Source organism: Limnohabitans sp. Rim8 (assembly GCF_943326455.1).
GTDB lineage: Bacteria > Pseudomonadota > Gammaproteobacteria > Burkholderiales > Burkholderiaceae_C > Limnohabitans_A.
The window spans coordinates 20522-39309 of the sequence record NZ_CALPTI020000027.1 but is presented as its reverse complement, the minus strand read 5'-3'; the positions used below and the strand labels follow the sequence as shown (position 1 = coordinate 39309).

Sequence of the window (18788 nt, the reverse complement as noted above, 5' to 3'; positions counted from 1 at the left end):
GAAGTCATGGCCATGGGCCGCACCTTCCAAGAGTCCTTCCAGAAAGCCCTGCGCGGTCTGGAAGTGGGCGTGGACGGCATGAACGAAAAAACCCAAGACCGCGAAGTGCTCGAGAAAGAACTTGGCGAGCCCGGTCCCGAGCGCATCTGGTACGTGGGCGATGCGTTTGCCATGGGCCTGAGTGTGGACGAGGTGTTTGCCTTGACCAAGATCGACCCTTGGTTCCTCGTGCAGATCGAAGAAATCGTCAAGATCGAGTTGGAGCTTGAAACCACGACGCTTGAAGCCGTCACGGCCGATGAATTGCGTGCGCTCAAGAAGAAAGGCTTTTCGGATCGCCGCTTGGCCAAGTTGCTCAAGACCACCGAGCACGTGGTGCGTGCTCGCCGTCACGCCCTGAACATTCGCCCTGTCTATAAACGCGTGGACACCTGCGCTGCCGAGTTCTCCACCGATACCGCCTACATGTACTCGTGCTATGAAGGCAACGGAGACGGCGAGTGCGAGGCCGAGCCCACCAACAACAAGAAGATCATGGTCTTGGGTGGCGGTCCGAACCGCATTGGCCAAGGCATTGAATTTGACTACTGCTGCGTTCACGCCGCCTTGGCCATGCGCGAAGATGGTTACGAAACCATCATGGTCAACTGCACCCCCGAGACCGTGTCGACCGACTACGACACCTCGGACCGTTTGTACTTTGAACCCGTCACTTTGGAAGACGTGCTCGAAATTGTGGACAAGGAAAAGCCAACAGGCGTCATCGTGCAATACGGCGGCCAGACGCCTTTGAAATTGGCGCTCGACTTGGAAGCTGCGGGCGTGCCCATCATCGGCACCAGCCCCGACATGATCGACGCGGCCGAGGACCGTGAGCGCTTTCAGAAATTGTTGCAAGAACTTGGTCTGCGTCAACCCCCTAATGCCACGGCCCGCACCGAGCCAGAGGCATTGGAGAAAGCTGCAGCCTTGGGTTACCCCTTGGTGGTGCGACCCAGCTATGTACTCGGCGGTCGCGCCATGGAAATCGTGCACGAGCAACGCGACCTGGAGCGCTACATGCGCGAAGCGGTCAAGGTGTCTCACGACTCACCCGTGCTGCTGGACCGTTTCCTGAACGACGCCATCGAGTGCGATGTGGATTGCCTGCGTGACCCCGAAGGCAAGACCTTCATTGGTGGCGTGATGGAGCACATCGAACAAGCCGGTGTGCACAGCGGTGACTCGGCTTGCTCGCTACCGCCTTACTCGCTGTCGGCTGCCACTGTGGACGAGCTCAAGCGCCAATCGGCCGCCATGGCTGGTGCCTTGAACGTGGTGGGTTTGATGAACGTGCAATTTGCCATCCAGCATGTGGACGGTAAAGACGTGATCTTCGTGCTCGAAGTCAACCCAAGAGCCTCAAGAACTGTGCCTTATGTTTCTAAAGCCACAGGCATTCAGTTGGCCAAGGTGGCCGCGCGTTGCATGGCAGGTCAAACATTGGCTTCGCAGGGCATTACGAAAGAAGTCACGCCGCCTTATTTCAGCGTGAAAGAAGCCGTCTTCCCGTTCGTGAAGTTCCCCGGCGTCGATACGATTCTGGGCCCAGAGATGAAGTCCACGGGTGAGGTCATGGGCGTGGGCAAGACCTTTGGCGAAGCCTTTGTGAAGAGTCAGTTGGGGGCTGGCACCAAACTGCCACGTCCGACCAAGGCCGACGGCACGCCTTCGGGCAAGGTGTTTATCTCGGTCAAGAACAACGACAAATTGCGTGCCATTGAGGTGGCGCGTCAACTGGTGGGGCAAGGCTTTGAGCTGGTGGCCACCAAGGGGACAGCTTTAGCCATTCAGGCCGCAGGCGTGGCCTGTGCCACGGTGAACAAAGTGACCGAAGGTCGTCCGCACATTGTGGACATGATCAAGAACAACGAGATTGTGCTGGTGATCAACACCGTGGAAGAGCGCCGCAATGCGATCGCTGACTCGCGCCACATCCGCACGTCGGCCTTGCTCAACCGTGTCACGACCTTCACGACAATCGCAGGCGCAGAAGCAGCTGTGGAAGGTATGAAATACATGGACCAACTGGATGTGATTTCCGTACAGGAAATGCACGCGCAGTTGGCGACCTGAGTTTCGCCTTGCCCTGGACCCTGTTTTTTGGGCAGGGCATAATGCACAAATTACCGCCGAGTTTCATCACTCGGCGGTTTGTTTTTGGAGAACCCCGCATGTCCACAATCCCGATCACCCAACGTGGCGCTGAAAAACTCAAGGATGAGCTTCACCGACTGAAAACTGTCGATCGACCCGCCGTCATTCAAGCCATTGCAGAGGCTCGCGCTCAAGGTGACTTGAGTGAGAATGCCGAATATGACGCTGCAAAAGACCGCCAAGGCTTCGTGGAAGGCCGCATTCAAGAAATTGAAGGCAAGTTGTCAGCTGCGCAGATCATCGACCCCGCATCTGTTGATGCGGGTGGCCGAGTGGTTTTTGGAACAACTGTTGAACTTGAGGACGAGAGCTCAGGCGAAGCGGTGACCTACCAAATCGTGGGCGAGGATGAAGCCGATTTGAAGTTGGGTTTGATCAATATCAGCAGCCCGATTGCCCGTGCATTGATTGGCAAGGAAGAGGGCGATGTGGCAGAAGTGCAGGCCCCAGGTGGTGTACGCCGCTATGAAATCGTGGGAGTGTCTTACGTTTAAGACACAAGAGGCCGTTTTAGAGCGGCCTTTCTGGATCAATCAACCTAACTTGGGTTCCTCAAAAAATCAGTCGTGACGACCTTTTTTGACAGATTTTTGTTTGGGCTTGGCCCGTTTGATTTGGCCCCCTGCAGCCAGACGTTGATTGCCAAGGACTCGAACGGTCTTGACTTCAGGGCGCTGGCCACCACGCGTGCTGTATTTTAAGATTTTGAAGTCACGGGGACCGGCTTTGCGGTCTTCATCAATCTCTTTGATTTTCTCGGGCTGGGGACGCCAGAGAATCAAAAGTTTGCCAATGTGTTGAATGGGCGCTGCGTTGAGTTGTTCCGCGAGTTGGGCGAACATGGCTTCGCGTGCCGAGCGGTCATCGCCAAGCACTCGGATTTTGATCAGGCCATGGGCATTCAGGGCGGCTTCGGTTTCCTTGACAACGGCCGGGGTCAAACCGTCGCCTCCTATCATGACGACTGGATCAAGGTGGTGGGCATCGGCGCGAAAAACTTTGCGCTCGGCAGGTGTGAGTTGTATTTGGGGCATACCCGTATTATCCCCGCAAGGACGCAGAAGAATGAAAGTCAAAACGAAAAGTAAAAAAGTCAATAAGGCGTGGTTGAACGACCATGTCAATGACACTTATGTGAAACTGGCACTCAAAGAGGGCTACCGCGCTCGGGCCGCTTACAAGTTGAAAGAAATTGACGAGTCATTGGGCTTGATTCGACCTGGGGATTTGGTGGTGGATCTGGGGTCCGCTCCTGGAGCTTGGAGTCAGTACCTGCGCCGCCGGCTTTCGCCGGATGGGGCCGCTGTGGGGGCGCTGAACGGTAGCATCATCGCCTTGGATCTCTTGCCTATGGCATCGGTCGAGGGCGTTCAATTCATTCAGGGTGATTTCCGCGAAAACGAAGTGGCTACTTTGTTGGAGTCTGCTTTGCAAGGGCGACAGGCCGATGTGGTGGTGTCAGACATGGCCCCCAACCTTTCAGGCATTGAATCCTCCGATGCGGCCCGTATCCAACATTTGATCGAGCTGGCGGTCGAGTTTTCCCAAAACCACTTGAAACCACAAGGTGCGTTGGTGGTCAAGGTGTTCCATGGTAGCGGCTACAGCCAAATTGTGAAGATGTTCAAAGAGACCTTCAAGGTGGTCAAACCGATCAAACCGAAAGCTTCCAGAGACAAGTCCTCCGAGACCTTTTTGGTGGGTATAGGCTTGATTCATGGCAATGAAGACCTTAAATCCTCCATTCATGAGGGCTAAAACAACAAATTTCGTTTGTGTGTGCTTGCCACAGGCCTAAAATGGTAAAAGTTTATTTTTTCGATTGGAGCCTCTCTTGAATAACCCTTGGTTTTCTAAAATTGCCGTCTGGATGGTGATTGCCATGGTGCTGTTCACCTTGTTCAAGCAATTTGATAACCGTGGTGTCGCCAGCGCGAATGCCATTGGCTATTCTGATTTCCTGGAAGAGGTTCGCAGTAACCGCATCAAGAGCGCCACGATTTCTGAGAGTCCTGGTGGCACTGAAATCATCGCCATCACTTTGGATGAGCGCCGCATCAAAACGACCGCCACCTACTTGGACCGTGGTTTGGTGGGTGATTTGATCAGCAGCGGTGTCAAGTTCGACGTGAAACCACGTGAAGAAGGCTCTTTGCTCATGACCTTGTTGGTCAGCTGGGGCCCTATGTTGCTTCTGATTGGCGTGTGGGTTTATTTCATGCGACAGATGCAGGGTGGCGGCAAAGGCGGGGCGTTTAGTTTTGGCAAGTCCAAAGCACGCATGATGGACGAGAACAACAACAACACCACCTTTGCTGATGTTGCGGGCTGTGACGAGGCCAAAGAAGAGGTCAAAGAAGTGGTTGACTTCTTGAAAGACCCACAACGTTTCCAAAAACTGGGGGGGCGTATTCCTCGCGGTTTGTTGTTGGTGGGCCCTCCTGGAACCGGAAAAACTTTGCTTGCCAAAGGCATTGCTGGTGAAGCCAAGGTTCCTTTTTTCAGCATCTCGGGTTCTGATTTCGTGGAGATGTTTGTGGGCGTGGGTGCTTCCCGTGTTCGCGATATGTTTGAGAACGCCAAGAAAAATGCCCCTTGCATTATTTTCATTGACGAAATCGATGCAGTCGGTCGCCAGCGTGGTGCCGGCTTAGGCGGTGGTAACGATGAGCGCGAGCAGACCCTCAACCAGATGTTGGTTGAAATGGACGGTTTTGAGACCAATTTGGGCGTGATCGTGGTGGCAGCGACCAACAGGCCTGACATTTTGGACGCCGCTTTGCTTCGCCCTGGCCGTTTTGACCGTCAAGTCTATGTGACACTGCCCGACATCCGAGGCCGTGAGCAAATCTTGAATGTGCACATGCGCAAAGTGCCAATTGGCCAAGACGTGAACGCAGCAGTGATCGCCCGCGGTACGCCAGGTATGAGTGGTGCCGATTTGGCCAACTTGTGCAATGAAGCGGCTTTGATGGCGGCGCGTCGAAATGCCCGCGTGGTTGAGATGGTTGATTTTGAAAAGGCAAAAGACAAGATCTTGATGGGCCCAGAGCGCAAGAGCATGGTCATGCCTGAGGAAGAGCGTCGCAACACGGCCTATCACGAAGCAGGTCATGCCTTGATCGGCAATCTGTTGCCTAAGTGTGACCCGGTGCACAAAGTCACCATCATTCCACGTGGCCGCGCATTGGGCGTCACCATGAGTTTGCCAGAGAAGGATCGGTACAGCTACGACAAAGAGTACATGCTGAACCAAATCAGCATGCTGTTTGGTGGCCGAATTGCCGAAGAGGTGTTCATGAACCAGATGACCACCGGTGCGAGCAACGACTTTGAGCGTGCGACATCGATTGCCCGTGACATGGTCATGCGTTACGGCATGACCGATGCCTTAGGCCCAATGGTGTATGCCGAAAACGAAGGCGAGGTCTTCTTGGGCCGTTCGGTGACCAAAACCACCAATATGAGCGAGTCCACCATGCAAAAGGTGGACATGGAAGTGCGCCGCATCATCGATGAGCAGTACACCTTGGCCCGTCGCTTGATTGAAGAGCACAGTGCTCAGATGCATGGCATGGCCAAAGCGTTGCTCGAATGGGAGACCATTGACAAGGATCAAATTGCGGACATCATGGCTGGCCGCGATCCAATGCCTCCGAAGGATTGGACACCTCGCACACCTCCCTCGGGTGGCAACAGCGGTGGTGGCTCCCCAGTCGTTCAACCTGAACCAGCCACCACAGTGGCCTGATCTATTCAGTTGGGTGCAAAAAGAACGGGGCCTTTGGCCCCGTTTTTCATGGGAAAACTCTGATGCCGTTCATTCCGACCTCAAAGCCTTTGGCCATGCATTGGCAAACTTCACGGTTTGATTTGGACTTGTCCAAGCCTTTGGTCATGGGGATTGTTAACGCCACGTCAGACTCTTTCTCTGATGGCGGTTTGTACGCTGACACATCACAAGCTTTACGTCATGCCGAACGACTGCTGAGCGAGGGGGCCGATATTTTGGACTTTGGCGCTGAGTCGACCCGACCCGGCGCCGAGCCAGTGTCACTGGCCCAAGAGTTGGTAAGGCTTGAACCTTTGCTGCGTGAAGCTGTCCGTTGGAATGTGCCAATTTCTGTCGACACTTACAAACCTGAGGTGATGCAAGCCAGCTTGGACTGGGGTGTTGACATCGTCAATGACATTTGGGCCCTGCGCAAGCCAGGTGCGCAACAAGTTGTGGCTGCTCATCCACAGTGCGGCATCTGTTTGATGCACATGCACCGTGATCCACAAAGCATGCAAACCCAGCCCATGGCGGGGGATGTGTTGTCTGAAGTAGAGCGTTTTTTGCGCGGCCGAGTGATCGCTATGTTGGATGCCGGTGTGGCTGTCTCTAGGCTTGTCTTGGATCCTGGCATTGGTTTCGGAAAAACCGTGGCGCAAAACTTTCAACTGTTGGCGAGGCAAGAAGATTTACTGCGTTTAAACATACCGCTGATGGCTGGTTGGTCTCGAAAATCTGCATTGGGTGCCGCAATCGCTCAAGACGGACAAGTGCCTGAGCCCTTGCAGAGGCAGTCGGCCAGCGTGGCCGCCGCATTGATGGCGGTAGAGAGAGGGGCTTCAGTGGTTCGCGTGCATGACGTCAAGGACACTGTTGACGCACTCAAAATATGGTCAATTGCTCAGCAGCACGTCTAGATGAGGATCAGGCCTTGGCCAGAAAATGACCGCTTTAACCATGGCTTGAACGGCTAAAATTCATTCTTACAACAATAATCTGGACCGCTCACATGGCACGTCAATATTTCGGCACGGATGGTATTCGCGGCACGGTGGGTCAAAGCCCGATCACACCTGATTTCATCTTGCGCTTAGCCCATGCTGTGGGTCGTGTGTTGAAGGCTCAAGAGGCACACCCTACTGTATTGATTGGCAAGGACACACGCATTTCAGGTTACATGCTTGAAAGTGCTTTGGAGTCGGGCTTCAACTCTGCGGGTGTTGATGTGGTGCTGTTGGGGCCAGTGCCCACGCCTGCTGTGGCCTATCTGACACGCGCCCAGCGCGCTTCATTGGGCGTTGTCATCAGTGCCAGTCATAACCCGTTTGCCGATAACGGCATCAAGTTTTTCAGTGCGCAGGGCAAAAAGCTGACAGATGCTTGGGAAGAGGCTGTTGAAGCCATCTTGTTTGAAGACCCCGTTTGGGTTGATTCTGCTGCATTAGGCAAAACTCGACGTTTGGACGATGCGGCAGGCCGTTACATCGAGTTTTGTAAAAGTACCTTTTCGAATGACCTGACGCTCAAGGGTTTGAAAATCGTGGTGGATGCTGCAAACGGTGCGGCTTACCAAATTGCCCCCAAAGTTTTCCATGAACTGGGTGCCGAGGTGATCGCCATAGGGTGTTCACCCAATGGCCTGAACATCAACAAGGATGTGGGTGCAACGCACCCCGCCGCCTTGGTTCAGGCGGTCAAAGACCATCGCGCCGACTACGGTATCGCTTTGGATGGCGATGCCGACCGCTTGCAGTTTGTCGATGCAGCGGGTCGCTTGTTCAATGGGGATGAGCTCTTGTATCTGATGGTTGCCGATCGCTTGGCCCGCGACGAAGCTGTGCCGGGCGCAGTGGGCACGTTGATGACCAATTTAGCGGTTGAAGTCGCTCTCAAAGAGCGAGGTGTGCAGTTTGTCAGAGCAAAAGTAGGAGACCGCTATGTGCTGGAGGTCTTGGAGGAGAAAGCTTGGTTGTTGGGTGGCGAAGGATCTGGTCATTTGTTGGCGCTGGACAAGCACACCACGGGCGACGGACTGATCAGCGCATTGCAGGTGCTGCAGGCTTGCGTGGGCAGCGGCAAAACCATGGCGCAATTGTTGGAGGGCATCACGCTGTTTCCTCAAGTCTTGATCAATGTGCGGTTGACGCCAGGCTTTGATTGGCAGGGCCACCAAGCCCTGTGGGACGCAAAGAGCACAGCTGAAGCTGAACTGGGCGAATCGGGCCGTGTTTTGATCCGCGCCAGTGGGACCGAACCTTTGGTGCGAGTGATGGTCGAGGCGCGCGATGCGGTTCAAGCCAGAGAATGTGCCGAGCGCATTGCGGCCACATTGGGTTGATATCTCTTGTGTTGAGATAAGTTTCTTGTTTGTTGAAGGCCAGAGGTCTGCCCAAGGCCTTAGCTTGACTTAATAAATGAGCCGATCGGGCTTGATCTCTTGCAAGATGGTGGTGGCGATTTCTTCAATCGACTTGGTGGTGGTAGACAACCATCGGATGCTTGAGCGGCGCATCATGGCTTCGGCTTCTGAGACCTCCATACGGCAATTTTCTATGCTGGCGTAACGCGAATTGGGTCTGCGTTCGGCGCGAATTTCGGCCAAGCGCTCGGGATGGATGCTCAGGCCAAATATTTTTGGGCGGTGTGGCATCAAGGCCGGTGGGAGTTGGCGTCGTTCAAAGTCCTCGGGGATCAAGGGGTAGTTGGCCGCTTTGAGTCCGTGCTGCATGGCCAAGTAAAGGCTTGTGGGTGTTTTGCCGCTGCGGCTGACGCCCACCAAAATGACATCAGCCGATTCAAGATCTTTATTGGATTGCCCATCGTCGTGCGCCAGAGAAAAATTGATGGCCTCGATCCGATCGTGGTATTCCTTGCTTTTACTCACATCAGAAAAGCGTCCCACCCGGTGGTGAGATTTGATGCCAAGTTCAGCTTCCAACGGGTTGACGAAAGTGCCAAACATGTCGAGCAACATGCCTTGGCAGTACTCTTGCAAAACCTTGAGCACATCCATGTTCACCAGAGTGGTGAACACAATCGGTTTGGTCCCTTCGATTTCAGCAGTGTGATTGATCTGGCGTACTGCTTGATGCGCTTTGTCGATGGTGTCGGTGAATGGCAGGCGTACATGCCGTGACTTCATGTCGAATTGGGCCAGGATGGCATTGCCAAAAGTTTCGGCTGTGATGCCGGTGCCGTCAGAGATGAAAAATACAGTGCGTTTTGGCATGCTTGCAATTAATTTCTATAGCAGGGGCCACCATGACCCCTAAAATCAGTCAATTATCCACAGCCGACCGCTCGGGGTTCTATCAAAAGAACAACATGTCCTCGACCTGCGTTATGGAGCCCGGTTTTAACTTTGGAGCTTTGCATGTCTGATCTTTTCAGCGAGACCGCCTTGGTCGTTCCCTTTGAGTTGCTGCGCATGACCGATGTTGAGTTGGTTGGCGGCAAAAATGCCAGCTTGGGGGAGATGATTTCACAATTGCCTTCTGGCGTGCGTGTACCCACGGGCTTCGCCACCACCGCCCACGCTTTTCGCCAATTTTTGGCGTTTGGCGGTCTGACCGAACGCATCAACGCGCGACTGGATGATTTGGACACCGAGGACGTTCGCGCCTTGGCTGCTGCGGGTGCTGAAATTAGGGCCATGGTTGAGGCTCAGCCATTTCCAGAGGATTTGGAGCAAGCTATTCGTGAAGAATTTATTCGTCTTCAGGGTGGCAATCCTGAAGCCTCGTTTGCAGTGCGATCTTCAGCCACAGCCGAAGACTTGCCAGATGCTTCGTTTGCGGGCCAACAAGAAACATTCTTGAACGTGGTCGGTATCCAGGATGTGCTGCACAAGATGAAAGAGGTGTTTGCCTCCTTGTACAACGATCGCGCCATCAGTTACCGGGTGCATAAGGGTTTCGCTCACGCCGATGTCGCCTTATCTGCTGGCGTGCAGCGCATGGTGCGTTCCGATTTGGGTGCAGCGGGTGTCATGTTCACCATCGACACCGAGTCGGGTTTTGAAGACGTGGTGTTCATCACCTCCAGCTATGGTTTGGGCGAGACGGTGGTGCAGGGTGCGGTGAATCCCGATGAGTTTTATGTGCACAAGCCCATGCTGGCCGCCGGCAAGCGCTGCGTGATACGCCGCAACTTGGGCTCCAAGCTCATTGAGATGGTGTTCGCTACCCCCGAAGAAAAAGCAGCATCGGGAAAGCTGGTCAAAATCAGCGATGTACCCACTGAGTTACGCAACCGATACAGCCTCACAGACGCCGAGGTTGAGCAATTGGCACGGTATGCGGTGGTGATCGAGCAGCATTACGGCCGCCCAATGGATATTGAATGGGGCAAAGACGGCACTGACGGATTGCTTTACATATTGCAAGCACGCCCCGAGACCGTTAAAAGTCAGGCCAAGGGCACACCAGAGTTGCGCTACAAACTCAAAGGAAAAAGCACGATCTTGGCTGAGGGCAGGGCAATTGGCCAAAAAATCGGCACGGGCCCTGTGCGCTTGGTTCACCACATCAGCGAGATGGACCAAGTTCAGCCAGGCGATGTGCTGGTGACCGACATGACCGACCCGAACTGGGAGCCGGTGATGAAGCGCGCCAGTGCCATTGTGACCAACCGCGGCGGTCGCACTTGTCATGCGGCCATCATTGCCCGCGAGCTGGGTATTCCGGCTGTTGTGGGTTGCGGCAATGCCACCGAGCAATTGATGGAAGGCAGTTTGGTCACCGTCAGCTGCGCCGAGGGCGATACCGGTCATATTTACGACGGTTTGCTGGAGACCGAAGTCAGCGAGATACAGCGTGGTGTGTTGCCTGAGATAAAAACCAAGATCATGATGAACGTGGGCAACCCCCAACTGGCTTTTGACTTTGCCCAGCTGCCCAATGCCGGCGTGGGACTGGCCCGTCTGGAGTTCATCATCAACAACAACATTGGCGTTCACCCCAAGGCCATCTTGGATTACCCCGCCATCGACGCGGACCTGAAAAAAGCCGTGGAATCGGTGGCCCGTGGTCACGCTTCTCCCCGTGCTTTTTACGTCGATAAGGTCGCGGAAGGTGTGGCCAGCATCGCTGCCGCTTTCTGGCCCAAGCCTGTCATCGTGCGCTTGTCCGATTTCAAGAGCAACGAATACCGCAAACTCATTGGCGGCCGTCGCTATGAACCCGAAGAAGAAAATCCGATGCTCGGTTTCAGGGGTGCTGCGCGTTACATCAGCGCAGACTTTGGCGAAGCCTTTGCCATGGAGTGTGAAGCCCTCAAACGTGTGCGTGGCGAGATGGGCCTGACCAATGTGCAAATCATGGTGCCCTTTGTCCGCACCTTGGGCCAAGCCGAAAAGGTCACCCAGTTGCTGGCAAGTCAGGGTCTGCGCCGCGGAGAGGACAACCTCCAACTTATCATGATGTGTGAAGTGCCCAGCAACGCTATTTTGGCCGATCGTTTTCTGGCGTTTTTCGACGGTTTCTCGATTGGCTCGAATGACTTGACCCAACTCACTTTGGGACTGGACCGTGACTCGGGCCTAGAGTTGCTGGCTGCTGATTTTGACGAGCGCGACCCAGCTGTGACCGCTTTGATCTCACAAGCCATCCAGGCTTGTTTGGCGCAGGGCAAGTATGTGGGTATTTGTGGCCAAGGTCCTTCTGACCATCCTGACTTTGCGCATTGGTTGATGGATCAAGGCATCAGCTCCATCTCGCTGAACCCGGACACCGTCATTGAGACTTGGACCAACTTGGGCCGTTAAGGCATCAACGCCATGGCGATGCTCAGCCCCCAAGAAATCGCCATGTCCGCCTCTTACCGATGGCGGCTTCACCGAAATGTTCTGATTTACGTCTTTTTTTTGCTGAGTCTGATTGGCGCCATGGCATGGGCTGAAAGTGCAGGTTTGTCAAAAAACCTGATTGGCCCTATTTTTTTGTTCAGTACCGTGATGATTTATGCCCTGATCGGCATCGCTGGCAGGACAACAAACGAAGACGAATATTACGTAGCGGGACGACGAATTCCTGCCATGTACAACGGCATGGCGACAGCGGCGGATTGGATGAGTGCAGCCTCTTTCATCAGTTTGGCTGGCGCGCTTTACCTGCAAGGTTATTCGGGCAGTGGCAACCAACCCGGAGGGCTGGCTTATGTGATTGGTTGGACAGGCGGTTTTTGTCTGGTTGCCTTACTGATCGCACCCCAATTGCGTGCCATGCGTCTTTACACATTGCCCGACTACTTTGACCAGCGCTATGGTGGTCGTTGGCCTCGTGTCATCGCTGCTTTGGCCTCTGTTTTGTGCTCCTTCACCTACATCGTGGCACAAATATACGGCATTGGTCTGATTGCTTCTCGTCTCACGGGTGTGCAATTTGAAATCGGCATTTTGCTGGGTTTAGGCGGAGTTTTGTTGTGCTCTTTTTTGGGTGGCATGCGCGCCATCACCTGGACACAAGTCGCTCAATACATCATGCTTTTACTGGCGTTCATGATCCCCGTGTCTTGGTTGGCTTACAAGCAATTGGGCAATCCTGTCGCGCCTTTGGTTTATGGCAACCAACTGTCTGCCATTGCGGCGATTGAAAAACGATTAATGGATGACCCTGCCGAGTTGGAGGTTCGGCGTGAATACGCGCAACGCGCCAAAATTTACGCCTTACGCTTGCAGGATGTGGATGCCGCCATCGTTGAATTGCAGCAAGAACTGGAAGGCAAGATTCAATCGCTCAAAGCCCAAGGGGCCGATTTCGCAACCATTGCCCAAGTCCGCAGAGAACTGTTGGCTGTGCCGCAAGATCCTGCAAAGGCCAGAGATGAGTGGACCCGTGCCAAGCTTGAAAACTTGGAACGTTCACGCCCACTGGGGGGCATGCCAGCGCATACACAGTCTTTCACTGGAGACCCTCAAGCCGGTATGGCCCAAGAACGCCTTTTCAATGAATCCCGGCTCAACTTTTTGGCGTTGATTTTTTGTCTTATGGTCGGAACGGCTGGTTTGCCTCATTTGCTGACACGTTTTTACACCTTGCCCAGTGTGGCTGAAACACGCAGTTCTGTGGCTTGGTCCCTGTTTTTTATTGGGTTGATTTACCTCAGTGTCCCTGCTTTGGCCGTTTTGGTTAAATTTGAGGTGCTCAACAATTTGGTGGGCAGTAGTTTTGACAGCTTGCCCAGTTGGATGGCTCAATGGTCAAGGTTGGACTCTGACTTGTTGTCTTTTTCAGATGTCAACGGTGACGGCATCTTGCAGCTGGGTGAGCTCAAATTGGGCGCCGACATGATCATGCTCGCCACACCAGAATTGGGCGGGATGCCTTTTGTCGTCTCTGGATTGGTGGCAGCAGGTGGTTTGGCTGCAGCGCTTTCGACGGCCGATGGTTTGCTCTTGACCATCAGCAATGCTTTGGTGCGGGATATGCGCCCCAACGGCGGCAGTGGACCCAAGTCATCTGAGGGCAGGGTGATTTTGTCCAAGTTCGCGCTGTTGGCTGTAGCCATGGTGGCGGCTGTGGTGGCTGCTTTCAAACCTGCTGAAATTCTGGCGCTCGTTTCAGCTTCTTTTTCTTTGGCTGCGTCTGCCTTTTTCCCTGGAATGGTGCTGGGAATGCTTTGGCCCCGGGTACACAGGCCAGCCGTGGTGATGGGCATGTTGTCGGGATTGGGCGTGACTCTCTACTACATGATTATCAATGCACCTGGATTCAGACATTTTTGGGAAATGAACCCTTTTAATGGGCTTTGGTGGGGCATTCAGCCCCTGTCGGCAGGCGTATTTGGAGTTCCGGTTGGGTTTGCTGTGATGTTGCTGGCAACTTGGTTGACGCCTGCCCGCTTTATCCGTCAAAGCACCGTGCTTCCAGAGTCAAAGCGCACCGCGTCCGAAAGCTTTCCTGGTCTCTGAGTTCGAGCTATAATCTAAGGCTCACCTTGCCGCACTCCGACAGACGCTGGGGGCGGCTTTCCAACCATTTGGGTTAACCTCAAGGAGTTTTAATGCGTCATTACGAAATCATTTTGCTGATCCATCCCGATCAGTCTGAACAAGTTCCAGCCATGCTGGAGCGCTACAAGGGCATGATTGTTGCCGGCGGTGGCAGCATTCACCGTGTTGAAGACTGGGGTCGCCGTCAGCTGGCTTATCAGATCAACAAACTGGGTAAGGCCCACTATTTGTGTGTCAACATTGAAGCCGACCAAGCAGTCATGGCCGAACTTGAGCACGCCTTCAAGTTCAACGACGCTGTGCTCCGCCACCTGACAGTGCTTAAGAAAAAAGCCGATACAGGTCCTTCGTCCATGATGAAGCAAGTCGAGCGCGAAGAGGCTCGTAAGTCTCAACAAGCCGAATTTGCGGCTTGATACTGACCTGTTGAGGAGTGAACAGAACCGAACTGACAGCCTGTATTGCAGAGCAATTACCTTTGCGATACACACCCGCCGGTTTGCCTGCTCTGGATTTGATTCTGGAGCACGCCTCTGAAGTACAAGAGGCAGGGCATATGCGAAAAGTCCAGTTAAAGCTTCGTGCCTTGGCCATCGGGTCACTGGCCGAAAGTCTGGTCAAGCAAGCGGTTGGCAGTGTTGGGACGTTCTCAGGCTTTTTGGCCACCCCTCGACAAGGTAAAAGTGTCGTGTTGCACATTCAAAAGTTTCAGCAAGATTAATTTCAGGAGGCCCCATGGCCACATTTAAAAAATTCAACAAAGACAAGCGCCCTAAGCGCAACACCCAGTCACTGCTGTTCAAGCGCAAGCGCTTTTGCCGCTTCACAGTCACTGGTGTCGAAGAAATCGACTACAAAGATGTTGACACCTTGCGTGACTTCATCGCCGAAAACGGCAAAATCATCCCTGCACGCTTGACAGGCACCCGTGCCATCTTCCAGCGCCAGCTCAACACCGCCATCAAGCGCGCACGCTTTTTGGCCATGTTGCCCTACACCGACCAGCACAAAGTCTAAGGAGTCCAACCATGCAAATCATCCTGCTCGAAAAGGTTGTGAACCTGGGTAATCTGGGCGATATCGTCAAAGTCAAAGATGGTTACGCTCGTAACTTTTTGATTCCACAAGGCCGCGCACGGCGTGCTACTGAAGCCAACAAAGCCGAGTTCGAAGCTCGCCGCCTTGAGCTGGAAAGAGCCGCTGCCGCTAAATTGGCCGAGGCACAAGCCCAAGGCGAAAAGCTGTCGGGTACAGTGGTCAAGTTGTCGCAAAAAGCGGGCGTGGACGGCCGTTTGTTTGGTTCGGTCACCAACCATGACATCTGCGAAGAGTTGAACAAGCAAGCCTACAAGTTGGTGAAATCCCAAATTCGTATGCCAAACGGCCCTATCAAGATCGTGAGCGATTCGACAGTGTCCGTTGCTCTTCACACCGATGTGGTGGTTGAGGTCACCGTATCCGTTTACGGCGAATCTGCCTGATCGTTCTTTCGGTCTTCAAAAGCCGCCAAGCCTAGCGCTTCGGCGGCTTTTTATTTGGGTCGAGCCTTTTTGAGGGGTTTTACAAACCTACTCACCGTCATTGCAGAGTTTATCCACAGGTTTATCCCGCATCGTTGCCGTTTTTGCCACTAACATGATTGTTTTGGTTTTTCACCCATGTCCTCTGCTTACTCCCAAACTTTGAACACTTACCCATCCGATCGATCTTCTGACATTCAGGTGGCTAACTTGCGTGTTCCACCTCACTCCATTGAGGCAGAGTCGAGCGTTTTGGGTGGCCTGTTGTTGGACAACGGAGCATGGGATCGTGTTGGGGATTTGCTCGTCGACAATGACTTTTATCGACATGAGCACAAGCTGATTTATGCGGCAATCGGTGCTTTGATCAATGTATCCAAGCCAGCTGACGTTATCACCGTCAACGAGTATTTACAAAACCAAGGCAAAGCTGATGAAATGGGTGGGTTGGGTTACCTGAACTCACTCGCTCAGTATGTGCCCAGTGCGAGCAATATCCGACGCTACGCAGAAATTGTGCGTGAACGCTCCATCCTGCGTAAGTTGGTCTCCGCCAGTGACGAGATTGCGACAAATGCATTCAACCCACAAGGCAAAGCGATTGATCGCATCTTGGATGAAGCCGAGCAGAAAATTTTCAACATCGGTGAAGAAGGCTCACGGATGAAGCAGGGCTTCCAGTCGATGGACACCCTGGTGGTTGAGTTGCTGGACCGTGTGCAGGAGATGGCTGACAACCCCAACGACATCACAGGTGTGCCCACAGGTTTTTATGACTTGGACCGCATGACTTCTGGCTTGCAACCGGGTGATATGGTGGTGTTGGCGGCGAGGCCCTCGATGGGTAAAACAGCTTTTGCCATCAACATCGCCGAACATGTGGCTTTGAACGAGGGATTGCCGGTTGCCGTGTTTTCGATGGAAATGGGCGCCTCGCAATTGGCTGTGCGCGTCGTGGGTTCAATCGGCCGCATCGATCAGGGCCATTTGCGCACAGGCAAGCTCAATGACGACGAATGGCCACGCTTGACCGAAGCGATTGAAAAATTACGCACCGTGTCATTGCACATTGACGAAACGCCCGGACTGACGCCCTCGGAATTGCGCGCCAATGCTCGTCGATTGGCGCGACAGTGCGGGAAGTTGGGTTTGATTGTGGTCGACTACTTGCAACTGATGAGCGGGTCCGGCGGCTCGGGAGGGGACAACCGTGCCACCGAATTGGGCGAAATTTCCAGGGGCCTGAAAATGCTGGCCAAAGAGCTCCAATGCCCCGTGATCGCCTTGTCACAGCTGAACCGAAGTGTCGAGCAAAGAACAGACAAGCGGCCCATGATGAGCGACCTGCGGGAGTCGGGCGCCATTGAGCAGGATGCTGACATCATCATGTTTATCTACCGAGATGATTACTACAACAAAGACTCGAAAGAGCCGGGTGTGGCGGAAATCATCATTGGCAAACAACGAAACGGCCCCACGGGGACCGTTAAGCTGACTTTCTTGAAGAATTTGACCCGTTTCGAGAGCTTGGCCTCAGGCCTCAGCGACGATTACTGAGGTACTTAAGCGTCAAAGCTCACACGATTGTCAAAGGGCTTCGCTGGCAAAGTCTGCCAAGCGTGACCGCTCACCACGCGCGAGGGTGATGTGCCCACCATGCGCCCAGCCCTTGAATCTGTCCACGGCGTAGGTCAGACCTGAAGAGCCTTCAGTCAGATACGGTGTGTCAATTTGTGCCAAGTTGCCCATGCAAATGATCTTGGTACCAGGGCCAGCGCGTGTGATCAGCGTTTTCATCTGTTTAGGCGTCAGATTTTGCGCCTCGTCGATGATCACGTACTTGTTCATGAAGGTGCGCCCGCGCATGAAATTCATGCTCTTGATCTTGATGCGGCTTTTGATCAACTCGTTGGTCGCTGCGCGGCCCCATTCGCCGGAATTGCCACCATCGCCCTTGGCCAAGAACTCCAAGTTGTCGTCCAACGCTCCCATCCAAGGACCCATTTTTTCTTCTTCGGTACCGGGCAAAAAGCCAATGTCTTCGCCCACACTCACCGTCGCGCGGGTCATGATAATTTCGGTGTAGCGACGATCGTCCAGCACTTGTGTCAGGCCAGCAGCCAAGGCCATAAGTGTTTTGCCACTTCCAGCTGTGCCCGCCAAGGTCACAAAATCGACATCAGGGTCAGTCAGCAAATTCATCGCAAAGTTTTGCTCTCGATTGCGTGTTGTGACACCCCAGACTGAATTCTTTTGGTGGGTAAAGTCCCTCAAAGTTCGCAGCACAGCTGTTTTTCCCCGAATCTCGGTCACCCTGGCATACAGACTGGGCTCACCGGCCGCCTCGAAGTAAACGAACTGGTTCATCAGCAAGCTGGGCACAATGGGCCCCGTGATGCGATAAAAGGTGTTGGTCCCTTGCTGCCAACTTTCCACTGTTTTGCCATGCTTGATCCAAAAGTCGGCGGGCAAGGCCAAAGATCCTGGATAAAGCAGGTCGCCGTCTTCCAAGGTTTTGTCATTTTGGTAGTCCTCGGCCTGAAGACCCAAAGCGCGCGCTTTGACACGCATGTTGATGTCTTTTGAAACCAAAACCACATCGCGCGGCGCGTGAAGCTCACCCAGCGCCATGACCACGCCAAGAATTTGGTTGTCTGCCTTGCCTTGCGGCAGTGCCAAAGGCAGGCTCAGATCCAATGCTTGTGTCTGGAAGAACAACTGACCCAGTGCATCTGTGTAGCCTGTGGTGTTCAAGGGTGAACCCTTGCCGAGATCGGCACCCTGTGCGGATGCCAAAGCGTCCAGGGAGCGACTGGCTTGTCGAGCGTTTCTGGCGACTTCTGTCATGCCTTTTTTGTGACCGTCGAGCTCTTCCAGCACGATCATGGGCAAAAACACATCGTGTTCTTCGAAGCGGAATAAACTCATCGGATCGTGCATCAATACATTGGTATCCAGCACAAATAACTTGCTGGGACCAACACGGCGTTTTGATCTCGGTTTGACGGGCTGCGTAGACCCGCGGTTCAATGGGTTGTCTGAGTCTTCTGACTTGCTCTTTTCAGGACGGGGCGTGTTTCGACTTTGAGTTTGTCCTTCATCACCCTCCTGCTCTTTTTTGCGTGGTCGTATTGACAATTTGGATGGCTCAATGGCGGTTGTTGGGTTGATCGAGGCTGTGATCGACCGCTTAGTTTCTACTTGAACCATGTCCTGGGACTCAAGCTCTTCGGGGGGGGCTCCAAGGGCTTTGGTGTTTAAGCGGCTGGCTCTTTGAGTGGGTGCTGGGGGCAATGGCATGAGCAAAGATATGTTGAGAGAAGAGTTGATGTGCAAAAAACAAAAA

At 53.8% G+C, this 18788-nt stretch carries 16 protein-coding genes; 13 read left to right on the top strand and 3 right to left on the bottom strand.

The features are described 5' to 3' along the window. Both carB and greA read left to right on the top strand, forming a co-directional pair. Nucleotides 1-2115, top strand: a 2115-nt coding sequence (carB, locus tag Q1M54_RS14725) for a carbamoyl-phosphate synthase large subunit (protein ID WP_300558711.1), incomplete at its 5' end; no start/stop codon positions are given. A 98-nt stretch (nucleotides 2116-2213) separates the two neighbouring features. Continuing rightward, complete coding sequence (gene greA, locus Q1M54_RS14720; protein WP_300558709.1) at nucleotides 2214-2690, top strand: transcription elongation factor GreA; 477 nt, start codon at nucleotides 2214-2216, stop codon at nucleotides 2688-2690. Between the two features lie 66 nt (nucleotides 2691-2756). Here greA and Q1M54_RS14715 read toward each other — a convergent pair whose 3' ends face one another. Next, entirely contained in the window at nucleotides 2757-3230 is a 474-nt protein-coding gene (locus Q1M54_RS14715) for a YhbY family RNA-binding protein (protein ID WP_300558707.1), read from the bottom strand. A 31-nt stretch (nucleotides 3231-3261) separates the two neighbouring features. Here Q1M54_RS14715 and Q1M54_RS14710 point away from each other — a divergent pair, with 31 nt between their 5' ends. The 4 genes from Q1M54_RS14710 (at nucleotide 3262) to glmM (ending at nucleotide 8309) form a co-directional block, all read left to right on the top strand. After that, complete coding sequence (locus Q1M54_RS14710; protein WP_300558706.1) at nucleotides 3262-3954, top strand: RlmE family RNA methyltransferase; 693 nt, start codon at nucleotides 3262-3264, stop codon at nucleotides 3952-3954. A gap of 76 nt (nucleotides 3955-4030) precedes the next feature. Then, nucleotides 4031-5947: an ATP-dependent zinc metalloprotease FtsH gene (ftsH, locus tag Q1M54_RS14705; protein ID WP_300558704.1), complete on the top strand. Its 1917-nt coding sequence runs from the start codon at nucleotides 4031-4033 to the stop codon at nucleotides 5945-5947. 95 nt (nucleotides 5948-6042) lie between these two features. After that, a complete protein-coding gene (folP, locus tag Q1M54_RS14700; protein WP_300558717.1) occupies nucleotides 6043-6888 on the top strand; it encodes a dihydropteroate synthase in 846 nt (281 codons plus the stop codon). Between the two features lie 92 nt (nucleotides 6889-6980). Beyond that, a complete protein-coding gene (glmM, locus tag Q1M54_RS14695) occupies nucleotides 6981-8309 on the top strand; it encodes a phosphoglucosamine mutase (protein ID WP_300558703.1) in 1329 nt (442 codons plus the stop codon). Between the two features lie 69 nt (nucleotides 8310-8378). Here glmM and Q1M54_RS14690 read toward each other — a convergent pair whose 3' ends face one another. Next, a complete protein-coding gene (locus tag Q1M54_RS14690; protein ID WP_300558701.1) occupies nucleotides 8379-9200 on the bottom strand; it encodes a pyruvate, water dikinase regulatory protein in 822 nt (273 codons plus the stop codon). A gap of 144 nt (nucleotides 9201-9344) precedes the next feature. On the opposite strand from Q1M54_RS14690, the gene ppsA reads away from it, so the two are divergent. The 7 genes from ppsA (at nucleotide 9345) to dnaB (ending at nucleotide 16999) form a co-directional block, all read left to right on the top strand. Then, on the top strand, nucleotides 9345-11735 hold the full coding sequence (gene ppsA, locus Q1M54_RS14685) for a phosphoenolpyruvate synthase (RefSeq protein WP_300558699.1): 2391 nt from the start codon (nucleotides 9345-9347) through the stop codon (nucleotides 11733-11735). 12 nt (nucleotides 11736-11747) lie between these two features. Further along, the gene (locus tag Q1M54_RS14680; RefSeq protein WP_300558697.1) at nucleotides 11748-13880 is read left to right on the top strand and encodes a VC_2705 family sodium/solute symporter; all 2133 of its coding nucleotides are present in this window, start codon (nucleotides 11748-11750) and stop codon (nucleotides 13878-13880) included. A gap of 92 nt (nucleotides 13881-13972) precedes the next feature. Beyond that, nucleotides 13973-14338, top strand: a complete 366-nt coding sequence (gene rpsF / locus Q1M54_RS14675; protein WP_300558695.1) for a 30S ribosomal protein S6 — start codon at nucleotides 13973-13975, stop codon at nucleotides 14336-14338. 17 nt (nucleotides 14339-14355) lie between these two features. Continuing rightward, nucleotides 14356-14643, top strand: a complete 288-nt coding sequence (gene priB / locus Q1M54_RS14670) for a primosomal replication protein N (RefSeq protein WP_300558693.1) — start codon at nucleotides 14356-14358, stop codon at nucleotides 14641-14643. 14 nt (nucleotides 14644-14657) lie between these two features. Next, the gene (rpsR, locus tag Q1M54_RS14665) at nucleotides 14658-14939 is read left to right on the top strand and encodes a 30S ribosomal protein S18 (protein ID WP_019427495.1); all 282 of its coding nucleotides are present in this window, start codon (nucleotides 14658-14660) and stop codon (nucleotides 14937-14939) included. Between the two features lie 11 nt (nucleotides 14940-14950). Continuing rightward, on the top strand, nucleotides 14951-15403 hold the full coding sequence (gene rplI / locus Q1M54_RS14660; protein ID WP_300558692.1) for a 50S ribosomal protein L9: 453 nt from the start codon (nucleotides 14951-14953) through the stop codon (nucleotides 15401-15403). A gap of 177 nt (nucleotides 15404-15580) precedes the next feature. Further along, on the top strand, nucleotides 15581-16999 hold the full coding sequence (gene dnaB / locus Q1M54_RS14655) for a replicative DNA helicase (protein ID WP_300558690.1): 1419 nt from the start codon (nucleotides 15581-15583) through the stop codon (nucleotides 16997-16999). Between the two features lie 30 nt (nucleotides 17000-17029). Here the strand turns inward: dnaB and Q1M54_RS14650 are convergent, their stop codons facing one another. Continuing rightward, complete coding sequence (locus tag Q1M54_RS14650) at nucleotides 17030-18742, bottom strand: PhoH family protein (protein WP_300558688.1); 1713 nt, start codon at nucleotides 18740-18742, stop codon at nucleotides 17030-17032. Nucleotides 18743-18788: the final 46 nt, after the last annotated feature.

Coding starts and splice junctions, on each gene's coding strand:
- folP (WP_300558717.1), top strand. CDS start 6,043: ATGCATTGGCAAACTTCACGGTTTGATTTGGACTTGTCCAAGCCTTTG.
- Q1M54_RS14680 (WP_300558697.1), top strand. CDS start 11,748: ATGGCGATGCTCAGCCCCCAAGAAATCGCCATGTCCGCCTCTTACCGA.
- glmM (WP_300558703.1), top strand. CDS start 6,981: ATGGCACGTCAATATTTCGGCACGGATGGTATTCGCGGCACGGTGGGT.
- Q1M54_RS14650 (WP_300558688.1), bottom strand. CDS start 18,742: ATGCCATTGCCCCCAGCACCCACTCAAAGAGCCAGCCGCTTAAACACC.
- Q1M54_RS14710 (WP_300558706.1), top strand. CDS start 3,262: ATGAAAGTCAAAACGAAAAGTAAAAAAGTCAATAAGGCGTGGTTGAAC.
- rpsF (WP_300558695.1), top strand. CDS start 13,973: ATGCGTCATTACGAAATCATTTTGCTGATCCATCCCGATCAGTCTGAA.
- Q1M54_RS14690 (WP_300558701.1), bottom strand. CDS start 9,200: ATGCCAAAACGCACTGTATTTTTCATCTCTGACGGCACCGGCATCACA.
- ppsA (WP_300558699.1), top strand. CDS start 9,345: ATGTCTGATCTTTTCAGCGAGACCGCCTTGGTCGTTCCCTTTGAGTTG.
- greA (WP_300558709.1), top strand. CDS start 2,214: ATGTCCACAATCCCGATCACCCAACGTGGCGCTGAAAAACTCAAGGAT.
- Q1M54_RS14715 (WP_300558707.1), bottom strand. CDS start 3,230: ATGCCCCAAATACAACTCACACCTGCCGAGCGCAAAGTTTTTCGCGCC.
- dnaB (WP_300558690.1), top strand. CDS start 15,581: ATGTCCTCTGCTTACTCCCAAACTTTGAACACTTACCCATCCGATCGA.
- rpsR (WP_019427495.1), top strand. CDS start 14,658: ATGGCCACATTTAAAAAATTCAACAAAGACAAGCGCCCTAAGCGCAAC.
- rplI (WP_300558692.1), top strand. CDS start 14,951: ATGCAAATCATCCTGCTCGAAAAGGTTGTGAACCTGGGTAATCTGGGC.